Annotated in this window: 12 protein-coding genes; all 12 read right to left on the reverse strand. The window is 34.5% G+C overall.

Translation table 11 applies throughout. The annotated features are described in order from the left end of the window. Window positions 1-14: 14 nt before the first annotated feature. On the reverse strand, window positions 15-662 hold the full coding sequence (locus GJV85_RS08715) for a 4Fe-4S single cluster domain-containing protein (RefSeq protein ID WP_207561004.1): 648 nt from the start codon (window positions 660-662) through the stop codon (window positions 15-17). Continuing rightward, window positions 659-2,521: an AAA family ATPase gene (locus GJV85_RS08720; protein WP_207561005.1), complete on the reverse strand. Its 1,863-nt coding sequence runs from the start codon at window positions 2,519-2,521 to the stop codon at window positions 659-661. The genes GJV85_RS08715 and GJV85_RS08720 overlap by 4 nt, the downstream gene beginning before the upstream one ends. Then, window positions 2,514-3,503 carry a hypothetical protein gene (locus tag GJV85_RS08725; RefSeq protein ID WP_207561006.1) on the reverse strand — a complete coding sequence of 330 codons (990 nt, stop codon included), beginning with the start codon at window positions 3,501-3,503 and terminating at the stop codon, window positions 2,514-2,516. The genes GJV85_RS08720 and GJV85_RS08725 overlap by 8 nt, the downstream gene beginning before the upstream one ends. Further along, window positions 3,500-4,057 (reverse strand): double zinc ribbon and FHA domain-containing protein, encoded by a 558-nt coding sequence (locus GJV85_RS08730; protein ID WP_207561007.1) that lies wholly within the window; start codon window positions 4,055-4,057, stop codon window positions 3,500-3,502. The genes GJV85_RS08725 and GJV85_RS08730 overlap by 4 nt, the downstream gene beginning before the upstream one ends. A 2-nt stretch (window positions 4,058-4,059) precedes the next feature. Then, window positions 4,060-5,253: a DUF4407 domain-containing protein gene (locus GJV85_RS08735; protein ID WP_207561008.1), complete on the reverse strand. Its 1,194-nt coding sequence runs from the start codon at window positions 5,251-5,253 to the stop codon at window positions 4,060-4,062. Window positions 5,254-5,255: 2 nt separating this feature from the next. Next, entirely contained in the window at window positions 5,256-7,586 is a 2,331-nt protein-coding gene (locus tag GJV85_RS08740; RefSeq protein ID WP_207561009.1) for a protein kinase domain-containing protein, read from the reverse strand. A 133-nt stretch (window positions 7,587-7,719) separates the two neighbouring features. Continuing rightward, window positions 7,720-9,369 (reverse strand): toll/interleukin-1 receptor domain-containing protein, encoded by a 1,650-nt coding sequence (locus GJV85_RS08745; protein ID WP_207561010.1) that lies wholly within the window; start codon window positions 9,367-9,369, stop codon window positions 7,720-7,722. Next, window positions 9,366-12,854, reverse strand: coding sequence for a tetratricopeptide repeat protein (locus GJV85_RS08750; RefSeq protein ID WP_207561011.1), 3,489 nt, complete (start codon window positions 12,852-12,854; stop codon window positions 9,366-9,368). The genes GJV85_RS08745 and GJV85_RS08750 overlap by 4 nt, the downstream gene beginning before the upstream one ends. Window positions 12,855-12,915: 61 nt before the next feature. After that, window positions 12,916-13,308, reverse strand: a complete 393-nt coding sequence (locus GJV85_RS08755) for a hypothetical protein (protein WP_207561012.1) — start codon at window positions 13,306-13,308, stop codon at window positions 12,916-12,918. Beyond that, the gene (locus tag GJV85_RS08760) at window positions 13,308-16,217 is read right to left on the reverse strand and encodes an AAA family ATPase (protein WP_207561013.1); all 2,910 of its coding nucleotides are present in this window, start codon (window positions 16,215-16,217) and stop codon (window positions 13,308-13,310) included. Before GJV85_RS08760 ends, GJV85_RS08755 begins: the two co-directional genes overlap by 1 nt. A gap of 103 nt (window positions 16,218-16,320) precedes the next feature. Further along, a complete protein-coding gene (locus GJV85_RS08765) occupies window positions 16,321-16,860 on the reverse strand; it encodes a hypothetical protein (RefSeq protein WP_207561014.1) in 540 nt (179 codons plus the stop codon). Window positions 16,861-17,070: 210 nt separating this feature from the next. Then, complete coding sequence (locus GJV85_RS08770; RefSeq protein ID WP_207561015.1) at window positions 17,071-18,726, reverse strand: type IV secretory system conjugative DNA transfer family protein; 1,656 nt, start codon at window positions 18,724-18,726, stop codon at window positions 17,071-17,073. Between the last annotated feature and the right edge of the window lie 73 nt (window positions 18,727-18,799).

Below are 18,799 nucleotides of genomic sequence, written 5' to 3' on the forward strand. Positions count from 1 at the left end.
TCTTCTCCTAATTTTTATGCTATCCATGAGTTATCATTAAGCACTAAACCTTTTTCAAGGCACTTTTCTTCCAGAGTTTGCATTGTACCCTTTTGAGGAATTCCTATAAACCATACATTGCCGTTAGACACTGCAACCTGAATTTTTTTACTATTTTGATTCTGATATAAAGCATCTTCGTCATAACGCTTAAGCCCTAACTTGCTTAAACATACAATATTTTGATTTGTTGAACCTTTAAGGTATGCTGTTTCTAAGTTTTGATTATAAGGTTCACAGACTACCGCATCTAATAGCTTCAATATAGAAGGAAATTCTTTTTGTAAGTAATCGTAAGAAAAGCCAGAATACACTAATATGTCAAAATCTTTTTCAAGAGTTTCTCTCCACTTAATTATCTTTTTGAGAAAGTCTTCAAGTGCTTTTGGTTGTTCAAAAGGTTCTCCACCAGATATGGTAATGCCATCTAAGTTTTCATTTTCAAACTTCTTACACCAACTTAGTAACTCTTTTATTGGCATTAGTGAATCCAACTTATCTTCCCAGGTGTCTTTAGATATACATCCACTACATCCTATGGAACAACCCTGTGTCCAGATGCCAAGTCTAGTTCCATATCCTAAAACCGTTACTGGAAAGTGAGCTTTATTTATGGCTATCATGAAACACTTATTTTAATACTATAAACATTATCACTCATGGTAATAGCATCAACTATTATTGTTTGGTCTTTAAAAGACTCTAACTCAAATAGTTTCCTTGCCAGAGGATTTACCAATGAACTTTCTAATTTACTTCCGATACCTCTACCACCATTTTTTAAATCACTAGTTGAGATAGCTATTAAAGTATTTCGAGCTCCTTCAGACAACTCTAGTTTAGCTCTATGCTCATCTTTTACTCTTCTTTTAATATTGTTAACCATTATCTCGAAGATTTCAATTGCAACATCTTTTTGAATAAAATTAAAAACTACAATATTATCACCCAATCGGTTAAGAATCTCAGGACGGCGTAGTTCATTCGTGAAATGCTCTTCAATTCCCTTAAGTACATTTTCTCTCACTTCTTCATATGTGTTCTGTGGATGAACCAACTGCTCAGTCGTGCCATCTCTATGACGTTTTGATATCCCCAAGTTAGAGGTAAAAACTATAATACTTTCAGAGAAAAACACAGTATCTCCAAGCCCATCTGTAATCCTTCCATCTTCTAAAATTTGAAGGAACTTATCTAAAATCTTGGGATGTGCTTTTTCAATCTCATCAAATAATATAAGACTAAAAGGCTTAGAACGAACAGCTTTAGTTAGTTCACCTCCACTCTCATAACCAACATAACCAGGAGGTGCGCCTATTAGTCTTGCCTCTGAGTGCTCAGATGCAAATTCACTCATATCAAAACGAATGTATGCATCCTGCGAACCAAATATACTTTGTGTAAGAGATTTTGCTAACTCAGTTTTACCTACTCCAGTTGGCCCAGCAAGGAATAAAACACCCCTTGGGCGTGATCCAGATGAAGATGTTTGCGCTCCAGTTAGACCCATTATAGATCTTTTTAATATATCTAATGAAAGTTCAATAGCGGCGGGCTGTCCTTTAACTCTAGATGAGATTCTTTCTTTGGCGTTATCGACTCTTTCTTTTAAGCCATTAGCTCTCCATGGACTATTTACATCTTGATTCCCAGTTTTATATCCACGAGCAGCATCATCTAAATCATCCATCCCTATTTTTTGATCCCTAACAAGAGTCATGATATCAATCATGTCCTGGAGTTTAAGGCCCTCACTTAGGCCTGCAAATATATTTACATACTGCGAGTGATTATCTTTATAATTTTCATAATTATGTATATGTTTGATATATAAGTCTGCAACAATACTTCTAGATTCATGGGATGGCTTTTCTACTTCCTGAAAAACTATACGATTATTTCCTGCACCATACCATACAGGTATATCAAATCTATTTTGAACACACCAAATAACTGGGTTGTAAAGTTTGTTAGCGAGCTCCTCATTTTTTATTCTTCGAGCATCTCTAGCTAGTTGATCACAGCTACGAAAAAAGTTATACTCTTCTTCACTTAGTGAGTCTACACTTCTTGAGATTCTTGAAGCATATTCAATTAAAATAGCAACTCTATGTTTTGTATATGTACCATACCCATCGTCTTCTTGCAATACGATTTGTTTTATATAACTTGCAAACTCTTGTAAAGAGGGTTTACTACCTGATGTTAGCTCAAGTCCATCTGCAACTTCTAACTTCTCGTCTTTTTTTAAATATTTACCATCGATTAAAATTGATATGCCATTAACTGGGTTATACTTAACTATGCACTCGTACTTTTCATTTTCCAACATATTCCATAGGATAGCATCCATGTGTAGTACTTTTGCTACATTATCTTCTTCATATATATGTTGATCGTCTACATTTCCACTCAAAATAAACTGTTGACGAATTGGTAAAAGTCTTTTTATTTCTTTAGCATACTTTACAGTCCTACTCATCATCAATCCTTTTTTCTTTTCTCTTTTTTCTTTCTATCGTTGTCTCAGCATCAGATTTTTGAGTTCTTTCTATTATTACTCTGTCTTTTGTGACTGTGTGCACCGGTATCTCACCTGCTCTAAGATGATTAGTTACTTCTATCGATATTCCTTTAGAGCCTAAACTATGCTGTAGATGTGTAAAATCTCCGCACCAATCATCTTCAGTCTTTTGATCATCAGAACGACTGTGCATAGTATCACCAGTGTAGACCATATGAAAGTTCATGCTTTCATCTTTAGGCTCTATACGCATCTCGACATAATAGTTATCAGCCCATGTTGAATCTCTAAAATGTGTCACCCCACCCTCTACAAATAGTGTTTCAGAAATAGTTCCAACTTCATAATCCATCTCTTTTAATGATTCGGTTATTATACTTGCAACTTTTGCTTCATCAACTTTTTTTCTTTGTATTTCTTCTTGTTTTATCTGCTCTTTTATTTCTTTAGCCTCTTGAGCTATTCTAGAGTGAACTTGAGTAGCAATTTCCTCCATACTATCGAGAGAAAATGCCTGATTAAACTCATTTAACAGGGATTCCATGGATTCACTTATAGTTCCATGTTCATTTATATGTTGAGTTATATCACTTAGAAGTTTTTCACGATATTCCCGTAACTCCTGAAAATTATCGCTAATAGCTAAATCACTCTCTGACTTATCCTCTTCTAAGTATTCTTCAGGAATTTTTTCAATCTCTCCTTTTACAAAACCTTGTTCCATCTTTGTTTTTCTATCAGTAGCTTTTTGTTCTCTCTCTTTTAATTTCTTAGCTCTTTGTTCTAGATATAAATCTTCTTGTTTTTTTAATTCTAATAAGTACTGTTGCTCATTCCCTTTTAAAGTTTCTATCTGCTCTTCAACCTGCTTATCTCTTTTCCTGTCTTCCACTAAAGCTTCAACAGCAATATAGTAGTTTGCACTTTTTGGTCCACTCATAATTCAACACCCTTTAAACTAATTTCTATTACTAAATCTTTTGCTAGTTTTAATGTGCTCTCTTGAGTTAATTCTACTTTTTGATTTGGTATTATTCTTTGGGAATTCACAAAAGTTCCGTTTGTGGACTCTAAATCTACTATGTATAACTTACCATCGTCCACACTGATTTGTGCATGATTTCTAGATATGTTTTTAAAGTTTTTTTCCAACTCTTTTGTCATATCTTGTGGAGCAGGTTTAATTCTTCCTATCCATAGATAATCGGCTATTTTATACTCCCCCCAAGGAAATTGTAAACTCCACTCCCCAGTTGAAATCTCATTTATCTTAACATACTCTCTACAGTCTAAACAGTAGTTACCATGAAGATTACTGTGTGCACACTCCTCTTGAATAACGTCCACTGGCTCTTGTGGTTGCTCTTGAGTTACTTCCACTTCACTTTCTTCTATTGGGTCAACCCCGACTAGATCTGTGCCACACTCGTCACATTCTGCATAGCTCTCAGGATTAATATGTAAACAGGTAGGGCATTCCTTTACCATTTTCATATTTATGCCTTCTTCTCGTAGATTTTGTTATGAGAATCTTCAAGAATGTCTTCAAAAATATCTGTAATCTCAGTCCTACTTAATTCTATCCTTAGTCTTTCTAAATCTTCGATTGAATTATTTCCTTCTGCCATCTCTATCTCTTTTTGAATAATATCATTTGCTTTATTGCTAATTCCAACTATTTTATTAATATTTAATTTTCTTCTTGCATCTAGGTAAGCATTATATTCTGAATATGGAAGAAACATTTTTGTAACAACGGGAAAAACTTCAAACATTATAAAAAATAGCATTAAAAACATTCCAAAGGTAGCAGCCTCTTCATGCTCTTTTTTGATCTCTTCAAGAGCTATAAACTGTGTGAGTAAATCATTTGATTTTTTATTAGTTGCTATCTCTTTTGCTAAAGTCTCAAGTCTACCTAGTTCTGTTTTCATCTCTTCTCTAATACTCTTTTCTATGCCAACTTTTTTAGCTTCAAGTTCTTTAACTTTCATTTCTATCTTTTCATCTAAGGCAATTCTTTTAAGCTCAATTTTAATTGCTTTAGGACCACACTCTCCACGACCACACTCTTTTATATACTCTTGTTGATAGCCTTTAGATGTTTTTCTATCTGCTTCAATATCTATTAATAACAAATTTATTGCATTATTTCTTTTAGTGTCAAGTTTTTTTTCTGTTTCTCTGATCTCTCTGATTTTATGCGCGTTTTCTTGTTCACTCATTTTACTAATTCTTGATTTTATCTGATCTTCTTGAACTTTCAATTCTAAAGGAAAAGCTATAATGATACCGATGATGACTGAAAACACCAACCTAGGAATATATGGTCCTTTACTCTTTATTTTCTCCCACACTTTTCCTAATGCTGTAGTCGCCTTACTTGTACTTGGTGCGACTACAACAGAAACAACTTCACGGTCAAAGACCACAATTGCAAAAGCGTAAAAAAAGCTCAAAGCACCTGCTATAAATAGTTCTTGAGTAGTTGCGTTTTCAAAAAATACGCTCTGTAGTGCAAAAAACATTGATATCATCGCCATAATACCTGTGATCAATACAATAACGCCAATACTCGATTGCACTGACCTTGTTTCAGCAGTACAAAATTGAAGAGCATGTGTGTCAGTTTTTGACAAAAAGTAGAAAAACCTACTTACTAAATTACCGTTTTTATTTTTTTCATTCATTTTTATTTCCTTTTTTTATTTTTATTTTTTAGCTTATTACTACTAATCACCATGTCATACACTTTTCTCCCAAGTAATTTTTTTAAAATCATCTCAAAAAAATCCGCTTTAGGAATAGAATCTATAGTTAAAGATTTAATAGTGTCTTTCCTATTTCCGAAACTATCTAGTTTCTTAATAGTTGAGTTGCTCTTTTTAAATGGCTCTAAGTCACCTATGGAACTATCGCACTCTTTAAACATATCAATACCATCGTTTATAGAAGATAATGAAAAAAGATTCTTAACGCCATCTTTTTTCATATTAAACTTAATTGTCGGGTCAAGTGTAAATTCTGGTGCTTGGACAAAAACTTCACATCTTTGATAATTTCCTCTTGCATCAAAACTATACAGGGTATATACCTTTGATGCTGATATAGTCAGCTCATATTCTCCTGAGTTGTCTACAAAACCTACTTCTGTTATATAGTTCATAACGCTGTTCTTTATATTCCACGAAAGCTTGACTCGATTAGCGATATAAAGTTCTTTATTACAAAGTTTGTATTTAACAGGTATTTCTGAGACACGTAAGACAGCCGTAGATATTACTCTCATATCTGGTGTAATTAAATTTCTTCGAGCCCTTCTAAATCTTCGAATATTATGGATAACTCTCCATATACTTAGGATTATAGATTGACCTGTATCTTGTTGTGTTCTAATCTCTGAAACATCAGTAAATGTATGAAGATTATCTTCGAGTAAAGATGCATAATGGTTTGTAATTAGTGAAGCTACAAGTCCATAACCATTTCCCTTGTCTGCTTTAGCAACAAGATAGTTAACCCATATATAACATAAACTTTCAGACTTACTCCACCTAAGTTCGTAGTCAAATTTAGCTTCTCTATTTATATAGAGTTCAGCATAGTCTCTTGCCCTGTTAAATAGACTATCCTCGCCTTTTTTTGATTTAACAAAAACTGTCGCTTCTACATAGTCATCTATTTGCTTTATCCATTTTTCAGATATTATATTTAATTCATTTATACCAGTCAGTTCATATAACTCACCAATTATATTGTTGTCGTATATCTCTTTTATCGAAATTTTAGTATTAAGATCCCCCTCAATAACTTTTTGTGCAATTTGCAATAAATTGTTTTCATTGATCTTATACTCTTTATACTGAGGTGGAAAATTTGGATCGAGGACATAAATTAATTTTAAAAGATATATATCGTTATTTTCAGATTTTGATTTTTTTATTATTTCATCTGAAAGGTTTAGTTCGATTAACCTCTCTCTAATCCAATCCTCAAAAATACCCTGAGACATTTTTGAAGTCATCTCTCGCCATGTAATTGCTAACTTATGAGCTAGTTGTTTAGCATTTTTAAAGTTTCCTGTACTTGTTTCTTTTTTATTTTCGTGAGAATCTATCCATAGTTGAATATCTTTTTCATTCCATCTTTTTTCAATGCTCTCTTCTAGTAATCCGACAAAAAGTTCTTTCCATCTCATTTTAGCTTCATCAAAACCAGACCATGACTTCCAATCACTAAGATCTTCTAATGATGTTAATGCCACTAGTATACTTACGCCTAAAGAATAAAAATCTGACTTAAGAACAATAGACCCAGCTTCAACCTCTGGAGCACTAAAGAATGGTGTTCGGCCTTGTCTAGGTAAGTGAGGGTCAATGCCAACTTTGGCAGATAAGCCATAGTCACATAATCTCCAAACTTTTTTCTCTCCATCATATATGATGTTTTCTGGTTTAACATCCGCATGAATAATCGACTCGCTGTGTAAACGACTCAAGCCTTCAGATACATCTTTAAGTATCTTTTTTAAACTTAGCTCTCTTGAGTAACCCAAATCTATTGACTCTTGAAAAGTCCAACCATCTACTCCATCTAAAATCTCATAAGATCTATTGTTGCAAACTCCCCACTCTCTCAAAGGAACTAAGCTATCATGTTTAATGCTTACGAGTGAATCTAGGACATCCGTATTGGAATTTATTGCCTCTCTATAAATCTTTAAAACTAAAAACTCGCTATTTTCTTCTACCTTCCATAAGCAACCTTCTGAACCACTGCCTAAAGGTTCTATATTATGAAATCTAGTACGAAATTCGCTGGGAAGAAATATTAATGGAGTAGTATCAGGATGACAATCTCTGAGTGTTTTAAAATATAGACCACCAACAGAGTTGGTAAGTCCATCTCTAAGAGTTACTAAGGCAGCATCTCTTTCATCAACATCTATTAATGTATTTGTCTCTAGAGAACATGGAGTATGTATCCCAGAGTATAGATCATCACGCATAGTCAATGTATTCACAGCCGATTGATCCTTAACTCTTTTTCTCTTTAATTATATTTTAGGATAACATAATTTTAATTATAAAAAACTATTTTTGTTTAGAATTTATTCTATGATTCTTAAATGTAATAAATATACACATTTACTATTACTAATGCCAAATCAAATTAGCGTACTTATATAGATCAGTAACGCTTTTGTCATCCAACCAAAAGAAATCCGTGTTTTTTTGTATATTTGGCGGGCTCTTTACTTTGCCCTTACTCACTTCGCCGACGTTAAGTATGTATACTTCGGTTCTCTTCTCATCTCTAAAATGGGCAAACAAAAAGAGATAGACTTCATCCCAGTTTACATGATACTTCTTAGCGTGTTTATAGAGATCTTGGTTTTTAGTGAGACTTTCGTTAAACTCCTCTTCAGACGAAAAGTTTCTGTACTTCACGTCAAAAAAGAATGAGTTTATCATCTGGTTTTGCTCATTAAGTTTTAGTATAAGCAGATCAGGCGAACTCATAAACCTACTCATAACCTTTTTAGACTCTTGGTTTTCTACATCATTTGTTTTCTCGATAAAATTAAGAGCGTTTCCTACTATATGCTCAACTCCAAAACTTTGAACCACAAGGTTGTTTTTGTTGAAAAAAACTTCCGCTAACGTCTCTGCTAGACGCCCGTTGTAATGGTTATACTGCTGTGCACTTGAAACTATCTTTTGAAACTTCTCCGTATACAGCAGTTCTTTATATGCATCTGTAAAGCCTTTATAGTAGTTTCCTCTAATATCTTCAAGCCTATCTTTTGTGGCACCCCACCAATTTGGAAACATCGAAAAGTTTAAAAAAAGATTTGGGAGTTTCTCCCCATCTTTATACTCCCCTGTAAATGGGAGAGCATATTTTGCTTCTTTGTATTTTGGTGGGTGTTTTACATACTGATAAAAGAGAATAGGCAGCAATGACTTTTTTATCAACTCCTTGTACTCTAGTTGTCTAAAGCTATCAACGATAAGCGACCTTTTTTTAAAGTCGATGTTGTCATCTTTCATGTCTAGATGGAATTTCTCTTGCGTCGACTCTAAAAATGAACTACTATATATAACTTCCCTCGCATCGTAAAAGTAACTTGCCTCTATCGCTTTATAGTAAGTGGTAGTCGCCTTTTGCAAATACTTTGGAATGATGATCAACGACTTTTTCTCTTTATAAGCGTATATGGCATTATGCTCTTCAAGGTAGTTAAGTATCTGTGATTCTTTTTTTGGCTCTTTTTTTATAGCGCTTTTAACGGAGCCAACACTCTTCCAGTTCTCTCTGTTGTAAAGGGCGAGCTTGTAGCCCATAAGTTTAAAGTGTTGCACGCAAAACTCATCTATGTTATCCTCGTCGATGTATTTTCTGTTATCGTAAACGAGTCCGAGCTGTTTTAACGTGTTTGTTACAAAGGTCTCTACTTTTTCTTCACTATCATCAAACGCATTAAACCACTGCACGGTAGATAAAAAGTACTCCATTCCCTCCTCTGGCTCACAATCTTCTATACGTACAGGGAAAATCTTTTTTTGATACTTCGTAGCCAAGTCCAACTCTCTTGGAATATGCTGTGAGCCGTTTGCGTTTTGTGAAAAAACCAAAACAATGCAAGAGGCTTCTTTTATGGCGGAAGTTATCGCCGCTGAGTAGTTCTCGCTCGTCTTTATGTTCTCATCAGCAAACCAAGTCTTTGTGTTTTGACTCAAAAATCCATCATTGATCTTCTGAGCTACCCTTAAGTCTTTAGTCGAGTACGATATAAATATCATCTATTATCTTCTAAAAATATTTTCACAAAAATACCGTACTTCTCTCTGTCAAAATTCTCCTCAGAATCCTTCAAAGAACTATAAGCATCATGCAGTTCATCTATAACACTTGAGTATTCTATCCCAAGTTTCTCCCTATAAAGCTCTATCAGCTTTATGGCAAGCAGATTTAATTTATCTAACTTTTCCTGATTCTTCAAGTAAATTTCACACTGATACCATTTCACAAAGTCATATATAAACCAAGTGATATCGTCTTGACTTTTAAAATCTAAAACTTCAAAATATATTTCAAAAAGTTCACTAGCTGCTAGAAACTCTTTATTTTTAGATTTTGAGCTTGCGAAACCACTTAAAGAAATGGTGTAATCCTCCGCCCACCTCTGAGGATTCTCTTCATAAAGCTTCTCTAGTATCTCAAGAGACTGCTCTAGTAACGTTATCGCTTTGTTTAGGCAGTTTTGATTTTTATACGAAAATGCGAGATGTTTTAAAGATGTTGTGTAAAACTCCGCCCATCTCTGGGGGTTCTCTTCATAAAGCTTCTCTCGTATCTTAAGAGACTGCTCCTCTAACACTATCGCTTCGTTTATGCGGTGTTGCTTTTTATATAAAGATCCTAGGTTGTTTAAAGATGCGGTGTAATACTCCGCCCATCTCTGGGGGTTCTCTTCATAAAGCTTCTCTAGTATCTTTAGAGATTTCTCTTGTAACACTATCGCTTCATTTAGACGGTTTTGATTAGAGTATGAAGTTGCAAGGCTAGTTAAAGATGTTGTGTAAAACTCCGCCCATCTCTGAGGATTCTCTTCATAAAGCTTCTCTAGTATCTTTAGAGACTGCTCCTCTAACACTATCGCTTCGCTTATGCGGTTTTGCTTTTTATATGAAGATCCTAGGTTGTTTAAAGATGCGGTGTAATACTCCGCCCATCTCTGGGGGTTCTCTTCATAAAGCTTCTCTCGTATCTTAAGAGACTGCTCCCCTAATGCTATCGCTTCGCTTATGCGGTTTTGCTTTTTATATAAAGATTCTAGGTTGTTTAAAGATGCGGTGTAACTCTTCACCCATCTCTGGGGATTCTTCCTGTAGAAACCCTCTGCCACATGATAATAACTCTCTTGATAAGCTATTGCCTTATACATTCTGTTATGCTCACCATGTGCAAACCCAACACTATTAAATTTAGAGAGATATTTTCGAATCCACTTTTCATTTTTTAGGCTTACTACAAACCTAGCGAACTCTATCTGTTTTTGCTTATCTTTATATCTTAACTCATACTCAGTAATGAGTGTGGCATAGAGTCTTCCCCATCTGTTTTCATCAAAGGGTTTGCCTTGATTTTCTTTTATGAGCTTTTGAGTAGCGATTATAACAGCTTCATGCTCTTCTCTTTGAGTTGACAGCTCTTTTATGGCATCTTCAAACTCTCTATGGAAGAAGTACATGAGCTCTTTAGCATCTTGAGTTTTTGAGCTAAGGAATGGTTTGAGTTGGGTATGGAGCCTGCTCCAGTGAACCATTGGAAGCTCTTTTGTAGGGTTTTCATGCCAAGTCTCTGGTGCCATCATCTCCACAAAGATTTCATCACTAGAGATAAGTGCTAAAAGTTCAGCTTCGCTCAAACCATCTCTTGAGGCATATATGTATCCAAGTACTTTGTGTACAAACTTTTCATTGTGATGGTAAGTTTGACTTAGGTTAGATATAAACTCTTGAATGATTCCTGTCTGACCTAGTTTCAAGTCTTGTTCCACTCCATCTTCTTTAGGAGTGTCTCCTTGCATAAAGTCACTGCTCTTCCAGTTCTTTATCTCTTGAGAGGCTATGCTTACATAAAGGGGTGAAGGAGATGACTTAAACTGTTGTAGAAAATACTCTTCTTGATCTTCTTGGAGAGTTCTATCATCTTCTTTGAGTAAGGCTTTTAGAAGCTCGCTTGGTTGATTAAACTCTGGTATCAGATGGAGTAAACTTATTCTACTTCTAAGAGCTTTTAGGTACTTGGAATCTTGCTTATAGTTGTCATCCTCCAAGGCCGATAAAACTATTTTTACATTTTTGGGTAAGTTGTTTGGTAACCATAGAAACTGATCGTCATTTTGCAGTTGGTCTAGTGCATCTATGAAGATCACCACCTCTTCTTTTATATTTCTAATCTCCGAGTATATTCTCTGGCTGAAGTCCTCGAAAGACTCTGTATCTTCATTACTTCCTAAAGAAAGAGTCTCTTCTTCTTCAGTCTGCTTTTCTTTTTCACTTCTGACATCTATGCTGAGTTCTTCAAATATACTAGTTAGTATCTCTTTAGATGAAGAGGAGTTCGGAGTGGCGCTTACGAACCTATAAAGTACTTTTGATTTTGCTAAAGTTTGAGCCTCTTCTATAGCCTTGGACATAAGAGCTGATTTTCCTCTTCCTGATTTTCCATAAATTACCAAAGCTTGTTCTTCATCGCTTTGAAGATAAGAAGCTATGCTTTTTCTCATTTGTTCTTGCGAGAGGAAGTTTTTGCGTTTATTTATCGCGAAGTAGTTTTGGGCTTGAAGCTCTATCTCCAACGGTGTAAGTTTTAACTCTTTTTCTCTTTGTGTCTGAGAGTCTACTTGTGACTCTAAAAACTCTATCATCCTTACTTCAAATTTTTCTAGGTATGTCTCATCTAGTCTATCTTTATCTATTTGTTTAGTATGAGCTTTTAGTATGTTTTCACTTTGGAGAACTTCTTTTACTTCTTTTTTAAACGCTTGAGCTTTATCATATGCTGGACCTATAAACTTCTCTTCTACCTGTGTATCTTTATCTACGTATCTTTGAAATGAAAAAACATGCTGAGAGTCTACTTCATTCAAAGCTGTGTTTTGATTTAGAAGTTGACTTTGGTATCTCGCATGAGACTTATAAGGAAGAATCCCCTCTTCTACTTCTGCTTCGGTTGCAGAAAGAAAATACTTTCTTTTTTTATCTTCATTTAGGTTTGAGCTATCTACTGTCGCTTGAAGGATATCTCTTAGTCTAGTTTCTATACTCGACCATCTCTCAAAGTCTTCATACTCATCTTTTCTTTCTTTGAGTATGTAAGAAACTGGCAATTGGTTTAGGTCAAGTTTATACCACTCTTTTAGTAAGTTTAACTCTGTACTATCTCTTACTAATGAGAGTAAGTCTTCAAACTCTTTTGTTTCTATCGCATAAGGTAAGGGAATCCATCCATATCTATCACCTATCATGATAAGGAAGTTTGGATGCATATGGGTTTTACATGCTCTTACTTCGCTTAGACATAACTCTAGAGTCTTTTGGTCAAGTTGGGCTTCGTTACTTACTCCCCACCTCAGGTCTATGGGTTGAAAGGTATAGCCTTGTTTAGAAGCATACTCTTTTATATGAGGAAAGACTTTTGTTTGTAAGACCTCGCGTTCTCTTCTGAAGTCGTTGAATGTTGAACTTATGAAGAGTCTAAAAGTTTTATTGTTTGTCAAATTTTTTACCTTAATATTGTTATTTTATTATTTGAGATTGAGTTTGAAAAAATGAAAACTATCAGTAGCACTCTAAAACAAGAGTGGCGGAGGCTTCTGATGAGCTTTCAACAACAAGTCTATACTCATCCCATTCATTGATGATAAACTCCCAGTATGCAGAGCCAAAGTAATTATTATCTTCAATGATTTCTCTTTTATCATCAACAATACGATCAAGTTCTACAGACTGAGTATATACAGTGTCATAGACTCTTAGAGAACATGCATCGTCTATATAATCATCCCAGTAAGTTAGACCATCTCTCAAGAATACTTCTCTTGAACCTTCACTATATGTATAAGGACACTCATAACTGCCATCTCGAGAGTCACATTCTGAGTACTCATCAGATCCACATCCTGATAAAAACATAACTATAGATAATAGTGTCGCATTTATGAGATGTCTCATTATATTTTTACTTTAATATTTTCACTCAGCCAAGAACCATCAAGCATCTCGGACTCTTCTAACTTAGTAGCAAGTTTTACAATGTTTTCCCAGTTGTTATCAATAGTTACTCTACACAACTCTTTAATCTCTTCTTGCCATCTTAAAACCGTCTCATCTATCTTTTGTTTTGTAGACTCACTTAGATCACCCTCATAGTTTATGAGTCCAAGTTTTTCATCCATACCAAGCTCAAGTACCGCTCTTCTGATAGTTTTAGTTGCTTGTTCTATGTCTCCACTTGCACCAGCGGAGATACCATGTTCTATATCTTGATCATTTTTTACAAAGTATGCCTCTTCCGCTACCCGACCTGCATAAGCACTTGCTATCCTACCTATAAAGAACTTCTTGTCATATCTATGTACATCTTCAGGGTTATAAGAGACAAAACCACCAAAGTCCGCTCTGGAGATTATAGTCACTTGATTAATAGTTAGGGATGGATTTAGTGCAAGCGAAACTATCGCATGACCCGCTTCATGATAAGCCGTTAACATATTTTCGAACTTGGCGTCAGCTCTAGTCTCGTTTACCGCACCGTATCTCACTTCATTTACAACCTCTATGAGCATTTCTAAGTCAATTAGTATGCTACTATCTTCTTTTTCTTCTCTTATGATCTCTATGTTGTATCTCGCTTTTTTAAAGACCTGCTCTAGGTCTGCCCCGCTCATTCCAAGTGTATACTTCAAAAACTTTTCTACATCTATATCTTTTGAAAAGCTATCATCGTTTTCAAACATGTAAGCTATAAACGCAGCACGAGCATCTTTATCTAGAGGGCCTATCTCTATGTGTTCTTCTATTCTTCCACCCCTGATGATTGCCGGGTCTATAGTGTCTTTTCTATTTGTAGCGGCAATGATAAAGACAGGCTTATACTCATCTTTACTAAAGCCATCTAGCTCTTCAAGAAGAGTGTTTATATTTTTGTTATTCTCTTGTGCGTTTTCTGAGTTACTGCGTGTACCAATGGCATCTATCTCATCTATAAACAGGACAGATGGAGCAAAGTCTCTTGCCTTTTGAAAGATCTCTTTTATCTTCTTTATCCCTGTTCCTACATACTGATCTGTAGTCATATCCTTTCCCGAAGCAACGATGATAGGACACTCTACTTGGGCCGCAAACGCTCTTGCTATTTTTGTCTTACCTGTACCTGGAGGTCCATAAAGCAGTATTCCTTTTGGAATGTTTTTAAGCACTTCGCTAGCTTCTGGATTGTTTTGACGTCTAAGGTCTTGAAACTTTTGGATTTTGCTAGATATACGAACAAGCATTTTTTTAGCATTGTCATGGCCAAATATATTGGCGTTTGGTTCGCCTTCTATTTTTCCAGAAGGTATATCAAGCTCTACTTTTACGTCTCCATCAAAGTCTTGTATATTTTTTACTTTTTGAATATCTGGTTTCGTTAGTATATACTTTATTGTATCTCCAACTATTTCAAAACTTGGAACTATAAAGAGAGTCTCTTTTTTATCTATAAGCTCTTGAAATCTTGCATCGTTAAACTCTAGTTTATTTATGTCTTCTATAAAGTTCTGATCAAGCAGCTCTTGTAATTCTGAACTTACTTCAATGCTTATCTTATTATATTTTGAGATATCGATGCTATTGTGTTGTATATAGTCACGAAGAGAATCAAAAAGGTCATCACCAATTTTACCTTTAATCCTTCTTGGATCAAAAAATGGTAGGTAGGTTAAAAGAGAGGCTATTATCGCTTCATTTTTACACTCTAAAGAGATACCAAACTTGTTTTTTATAACGCCAAAGTATCTCTCTATCTCTTGTTTAGACATATTAAAATACGCTTTCATTCCCACTTTGTTAAAAAGGACTATTTTAGAAGCGCTCAACCTTGAAGTAAGTGGTGGTGTTATAGCCAAGATATCTTTGTTGTACTCACTTTTTTCTTTTGCTATAGATTCTAAGAGTAGTGTTTCTGTCTCTTTTTGATTTCGTATCATACTTGTGTAATCGCTTCTGTCATATATATTTTTACCAAGGTTAGACGTAAAAATCAAAATACAATCATTTGCTTTTACGATGGAGTTGTCATACTTATCCTCTATGTAACCACGATCTAACAATCTAAAAAGGTTTCTTTGCTGTTTTTGGTGACACTTTTCTATCTCATCAAAGATTATTAATGACTTTGGATTCTCTTCTATGTACTTTGTCAAATCACCTTTACCTGCACCCTGCCAAGATTGAGCTAAGCCAGTAAGGTTTGAGGAGTCATCAGAATACATAGTCATGTTAAAGACTTTAGTTTTATATCCGAACTCTTCAAGTATTTTTCCCGTCTCTTCGCTTAAAAATGTTTTACCAGTGGCTGGTGGTCCGACAAAAAAGAGTATAGCTTTTACAGCATCTTCTCTCTCTTCAAATATAGCACGTGAGACTGTATCTTTAACTGCTTCTATAGCGATCTCTTGGTCAAATATGATTGAGTTTAATTTCTCTTTTATAGATCCTAAAGATATAAGTTGTTTAGCATGATGATCATAAAGTTCTTCCGTTGTTTCAATAATAACCGGAACGCCCTCCCTACTATCTCTAGTCTCTATTTTAGTCTCTTTAGTAGAGTAACCTTTTTCTTTCATTGAAGTTATAAACTTCTTTAAAGAGTCTGAAAATTTCATTTTTCCATGACTCGAAGCTTCTTCAATATATTTTGTATCTATGTAACTTTGAGTGTTTGTTCCGCCCTTAGTAGCTAAAAGTTCTTCTATAGTCTTTCTCATATCTTGATCGTCAACATGTGAATCAACAAATGCTTGTTTTAAATGCTCTTCAGTAATAGTTTCTTTTTTTTCTTGGATTGCAAAATACTTTGCATAAAGTAGTAAGTTTTTCATGTAGTTTCCATTTTATTATTTATGATTGAGGATAATCATTAAGAGTAGTATTAAAGTATTTGTAATACCACTCTTAAAGAGTATAAACTAAGAGAAAAATCTCTTAGATTACATCGTCACTATCATCTGATGAGCCATCTTTAAGTGTTGCAAGCATAGCTTCAAGCTTAGCAATCATCGCTGCAGCATCTGGTTCTTCAGTTTTAGGAATTTCTCCATTATTTAAAATATGTAAAATCTCTGTTGCTCCATTGTGTGCATCTCTTCTCATATACCCATAAATTCTTTTAAATTGTTTTTGTGTCATAAGAGCGTCTTCTAAAGGTATTTCTACGCATAATCGCATGTCTCCATCACTTGGATCAAACTCCCATGTACCAAATTTTGTAGTATAATTTAGATAAAGCATATGTGAAATTACTTTACCTGCATATTTATGCTCTTTGATATCAATCATATCTGAGTTATCGTCAAGTAGCTGTACAGTCCACTTAAACATTTCTCCATTTTCTGGTGCTCTAAGGATGTGAGCGAGTTTACTGTCTTCATCGCTACTCATTGATACAATTCTTTCATCTGATAAATCATGCTTAAACTCTTCAAGATCCATCCACTTACTAATTTGTTCTAACGTTACTGCCATTATTATTCCTTTTTATTTTTATAAATATTAATTTACATAGTTAATTCATTGATTTTGATTAAATAATGTAAAATAACATAATTTGTGATTAACTTGTTACTAAATGTGCCGTATAAAATATTACTCCTTTATATTAATTAAAAATTATTATATATAGTATTAATGACAGGGAGTGTCACCTTAATACTATTTCTGCATAAATTTCTTAGATTAAAAACTTACCGCTATATCCAGTTCATCTTCGTCATACTCATCTGTGTTTATAAAATCTTTATAATCTTGTTCAGCCTGATTTATCTCTTGAATACTCTCTTCAATCAACTTTTCTACTTTCCATCCAGTAGATACAATTGATCTTAAACTTGAGGAGTTCACTACTTGTTCTTTTAGTGTATTTGTATTTATAAGAATGAGTTTTTTATCTCTATAGAGTCTAGGTACGTATTCTAAAACGCAAGGTTTTTTGTCATACTCATAAGCAAACTTTTTTACTATCTCATGCTTTTTTTGATACTTCAGCTCTGCTTTTATTTTCTCTTTTAACTCTATAAAGAGTGGTGTTGAGGAGGATATAGACTCGTATTTATTCGTACTGCTCAGATGCTCAAAGCTTTCAAGCTCATCCAAAAGGTATGTGCTATTTAACTCTTCATCAACAGATGACTGAAAATAATACTTATGTACTAGGTTACCCATTAACGCTTCAAACTTTTCAGATTCAAGTTTATTTTTTAGGAGTGCACTATTTTGAGTAGAGAGAAATATATCTACTTTCGCTTCTCTTAATACATCTATTGGCAAGTCGGTCGACTCACTAAGTATCCTTTGTGCTTCATCCATAAATACGGATATGGGTTGAAGTTTTAAACTTCTTGTTCTCTGCGTTAGTTCATTTAATATACTGTTATTTAAACTCTCTAAAACAGAATCAGAAAGTGCTTGGGTGTTAACAACTACTATCTGACCTCTATTTAACGCCGATACAATGTCAAAAGAGTTTGCGTTAAAAAAACTATTTTGAGAAAGACTAATGAGAGGAGAGACTAATGAACCTATAATGTTTTGAGTAAGATTCTCATTTGAGTTTTCACCAAAACTACTTAATGAGTCATAACTTTCATCTATTATCTCACAAAGATTTTCTCGAGTTCGGACTAACTCTGTGATCAAAAGTTTTATCTCTGTCAACTCTTCATCATGGGCACTTGCAACCAACTCTTTTACATTCTCTTTTATCATCACTTGAGTCCTACTCCTAAGATCGCTTAATCCTTTAATAAAACTACTTAATGTCTCAAACGTACTGCATACTGCGACAAGAGAAGTGAGTGTTCTTTTTGTTGGGTACTTGTACGAATATTTTGATGAACTCCTTCCAATTTGTATATAGGACTCTCCTTGCTCAAAATCTTTATCGACCTTGCTCATCACAAGAGAAAAAGACTCTATAGCCTTTAAAATCTTTAACACAGCCTGTCCTAAAGACTTCGCGCTATTTTCCCAGTACTTACCATCTTTACCATGACTTAATATATTTGAGAAGAACTTGTCTAGCTCCTCTTCGTCCATGTTTTGAATAAGGTTGATGTTTTCTCCCCATGGTTTACCTATCTCAACAACATCATTAAGTCTGCCTGTACTTTGAGCTAAGTACTTTACGCTTAGATGTTCTTTACCCTTGTAGTCATATAGTAAAACCCCATGACCAAGTTCAAGTCTTTTTTTCAAGTTTGGATAGATAAAGCTAGTAGTTTTTCCACAACCCGTTTGACCAAACGCGATAGAGTGAGTAAATGTTTCAGGAACGATGATAGATGAAGTAGGTACTTCGCAAGTTGTTGATTGTATAAAACCCATAGTTGCCATAGACAGTCCTTCTTTAGTTAGATAAAAGAAGTATATTTTATTAGTGTGACAGCTTGTGTCATTTTTAGATATA

It is taken from the genome of Sulfurimonas aquatica (assembly GCF_017357825.1).
In the GTDB taxonomy this organism is placed as follows: domain Bacteria; phylum Campylobacterota; class Campylobacteria; order Campylobacterales; family Sulfurimonadaceae; genus Sulfurimonas; species Sulfurimonas aquatica.

Bases quoted from the DNA above. Each gene is read 5' to 3' on its own strand.
- GJV85_RS08715 (WP_207561004.1), bottom strand. From the start codon at position 662: ATGATAGCCATAAATAAAGCTCACTTTCCAGTAACGGTTTTAGGATAT.
- GJV85_RS08720 (WP_207561005.1), bottom strand. From the start codon at position 2,521: ATGAGTAGGACTGTAAAGTATGCTAAAGAAATAAAAAGACTTTTACCA.
- GJV85_RS08725 (WP_207561006.1), bottom strand. From the start codon at position 3,503: ATGAGTGGACCAAAAAGTGCAAACTACTATATTGCTGTTGAAGCTTTA.
- GJV85_RS08730 (WP_207561007.1), bottom strand. From the start codon at position 4,057: ATGAAAATGGTAAAGGAATGCCCTACCTGTTTACATATTAATCCTGAG.
- GJV85_RS08735 (WP_207561008.1), bottom strand. From the start codon at position 5,253: ATGAATGAAAAAAATAAAAACGGTAATTTAGTAAGTAGGTTTTTCTAC.
- GJV85_RS08745 (WP_207561010.1), bottom strand. From the start codon at position 9,369: ATGATATTTATATCGTACTCGACTAAAGACTTAAGGGTAGCTCAGAAG.
- GJV85_RS08755 (WP_207561012.1), bottom strand. From the start codon at position 13,308: ATGAGACATCTCATAAATGCGACACTATTATCTATAGTTATGTTTTTA.
- GJV85_RS08760 (WP_207561013.1), bottom strand. From the start codon at position 16,217: ATGAAAAACTTACTACTTTATGCAAAGTATTTTGCAATCCAAGAAAAA.
- GJV85_RS08765 (WP_207561014.1), bottom strand. From the start codon at position 16,860: ATGGCAGTAACGTTAGAACAAATTAGTAAGTGGATGGATCTTGAAGAG.
- GJV85_RS08770 (WP_207561015.1), bottom strand. From the start codon at position 18,726: ATGGCAACTATGGGTTTTATACAATCAACAACTTGCGAAGTACCTACT.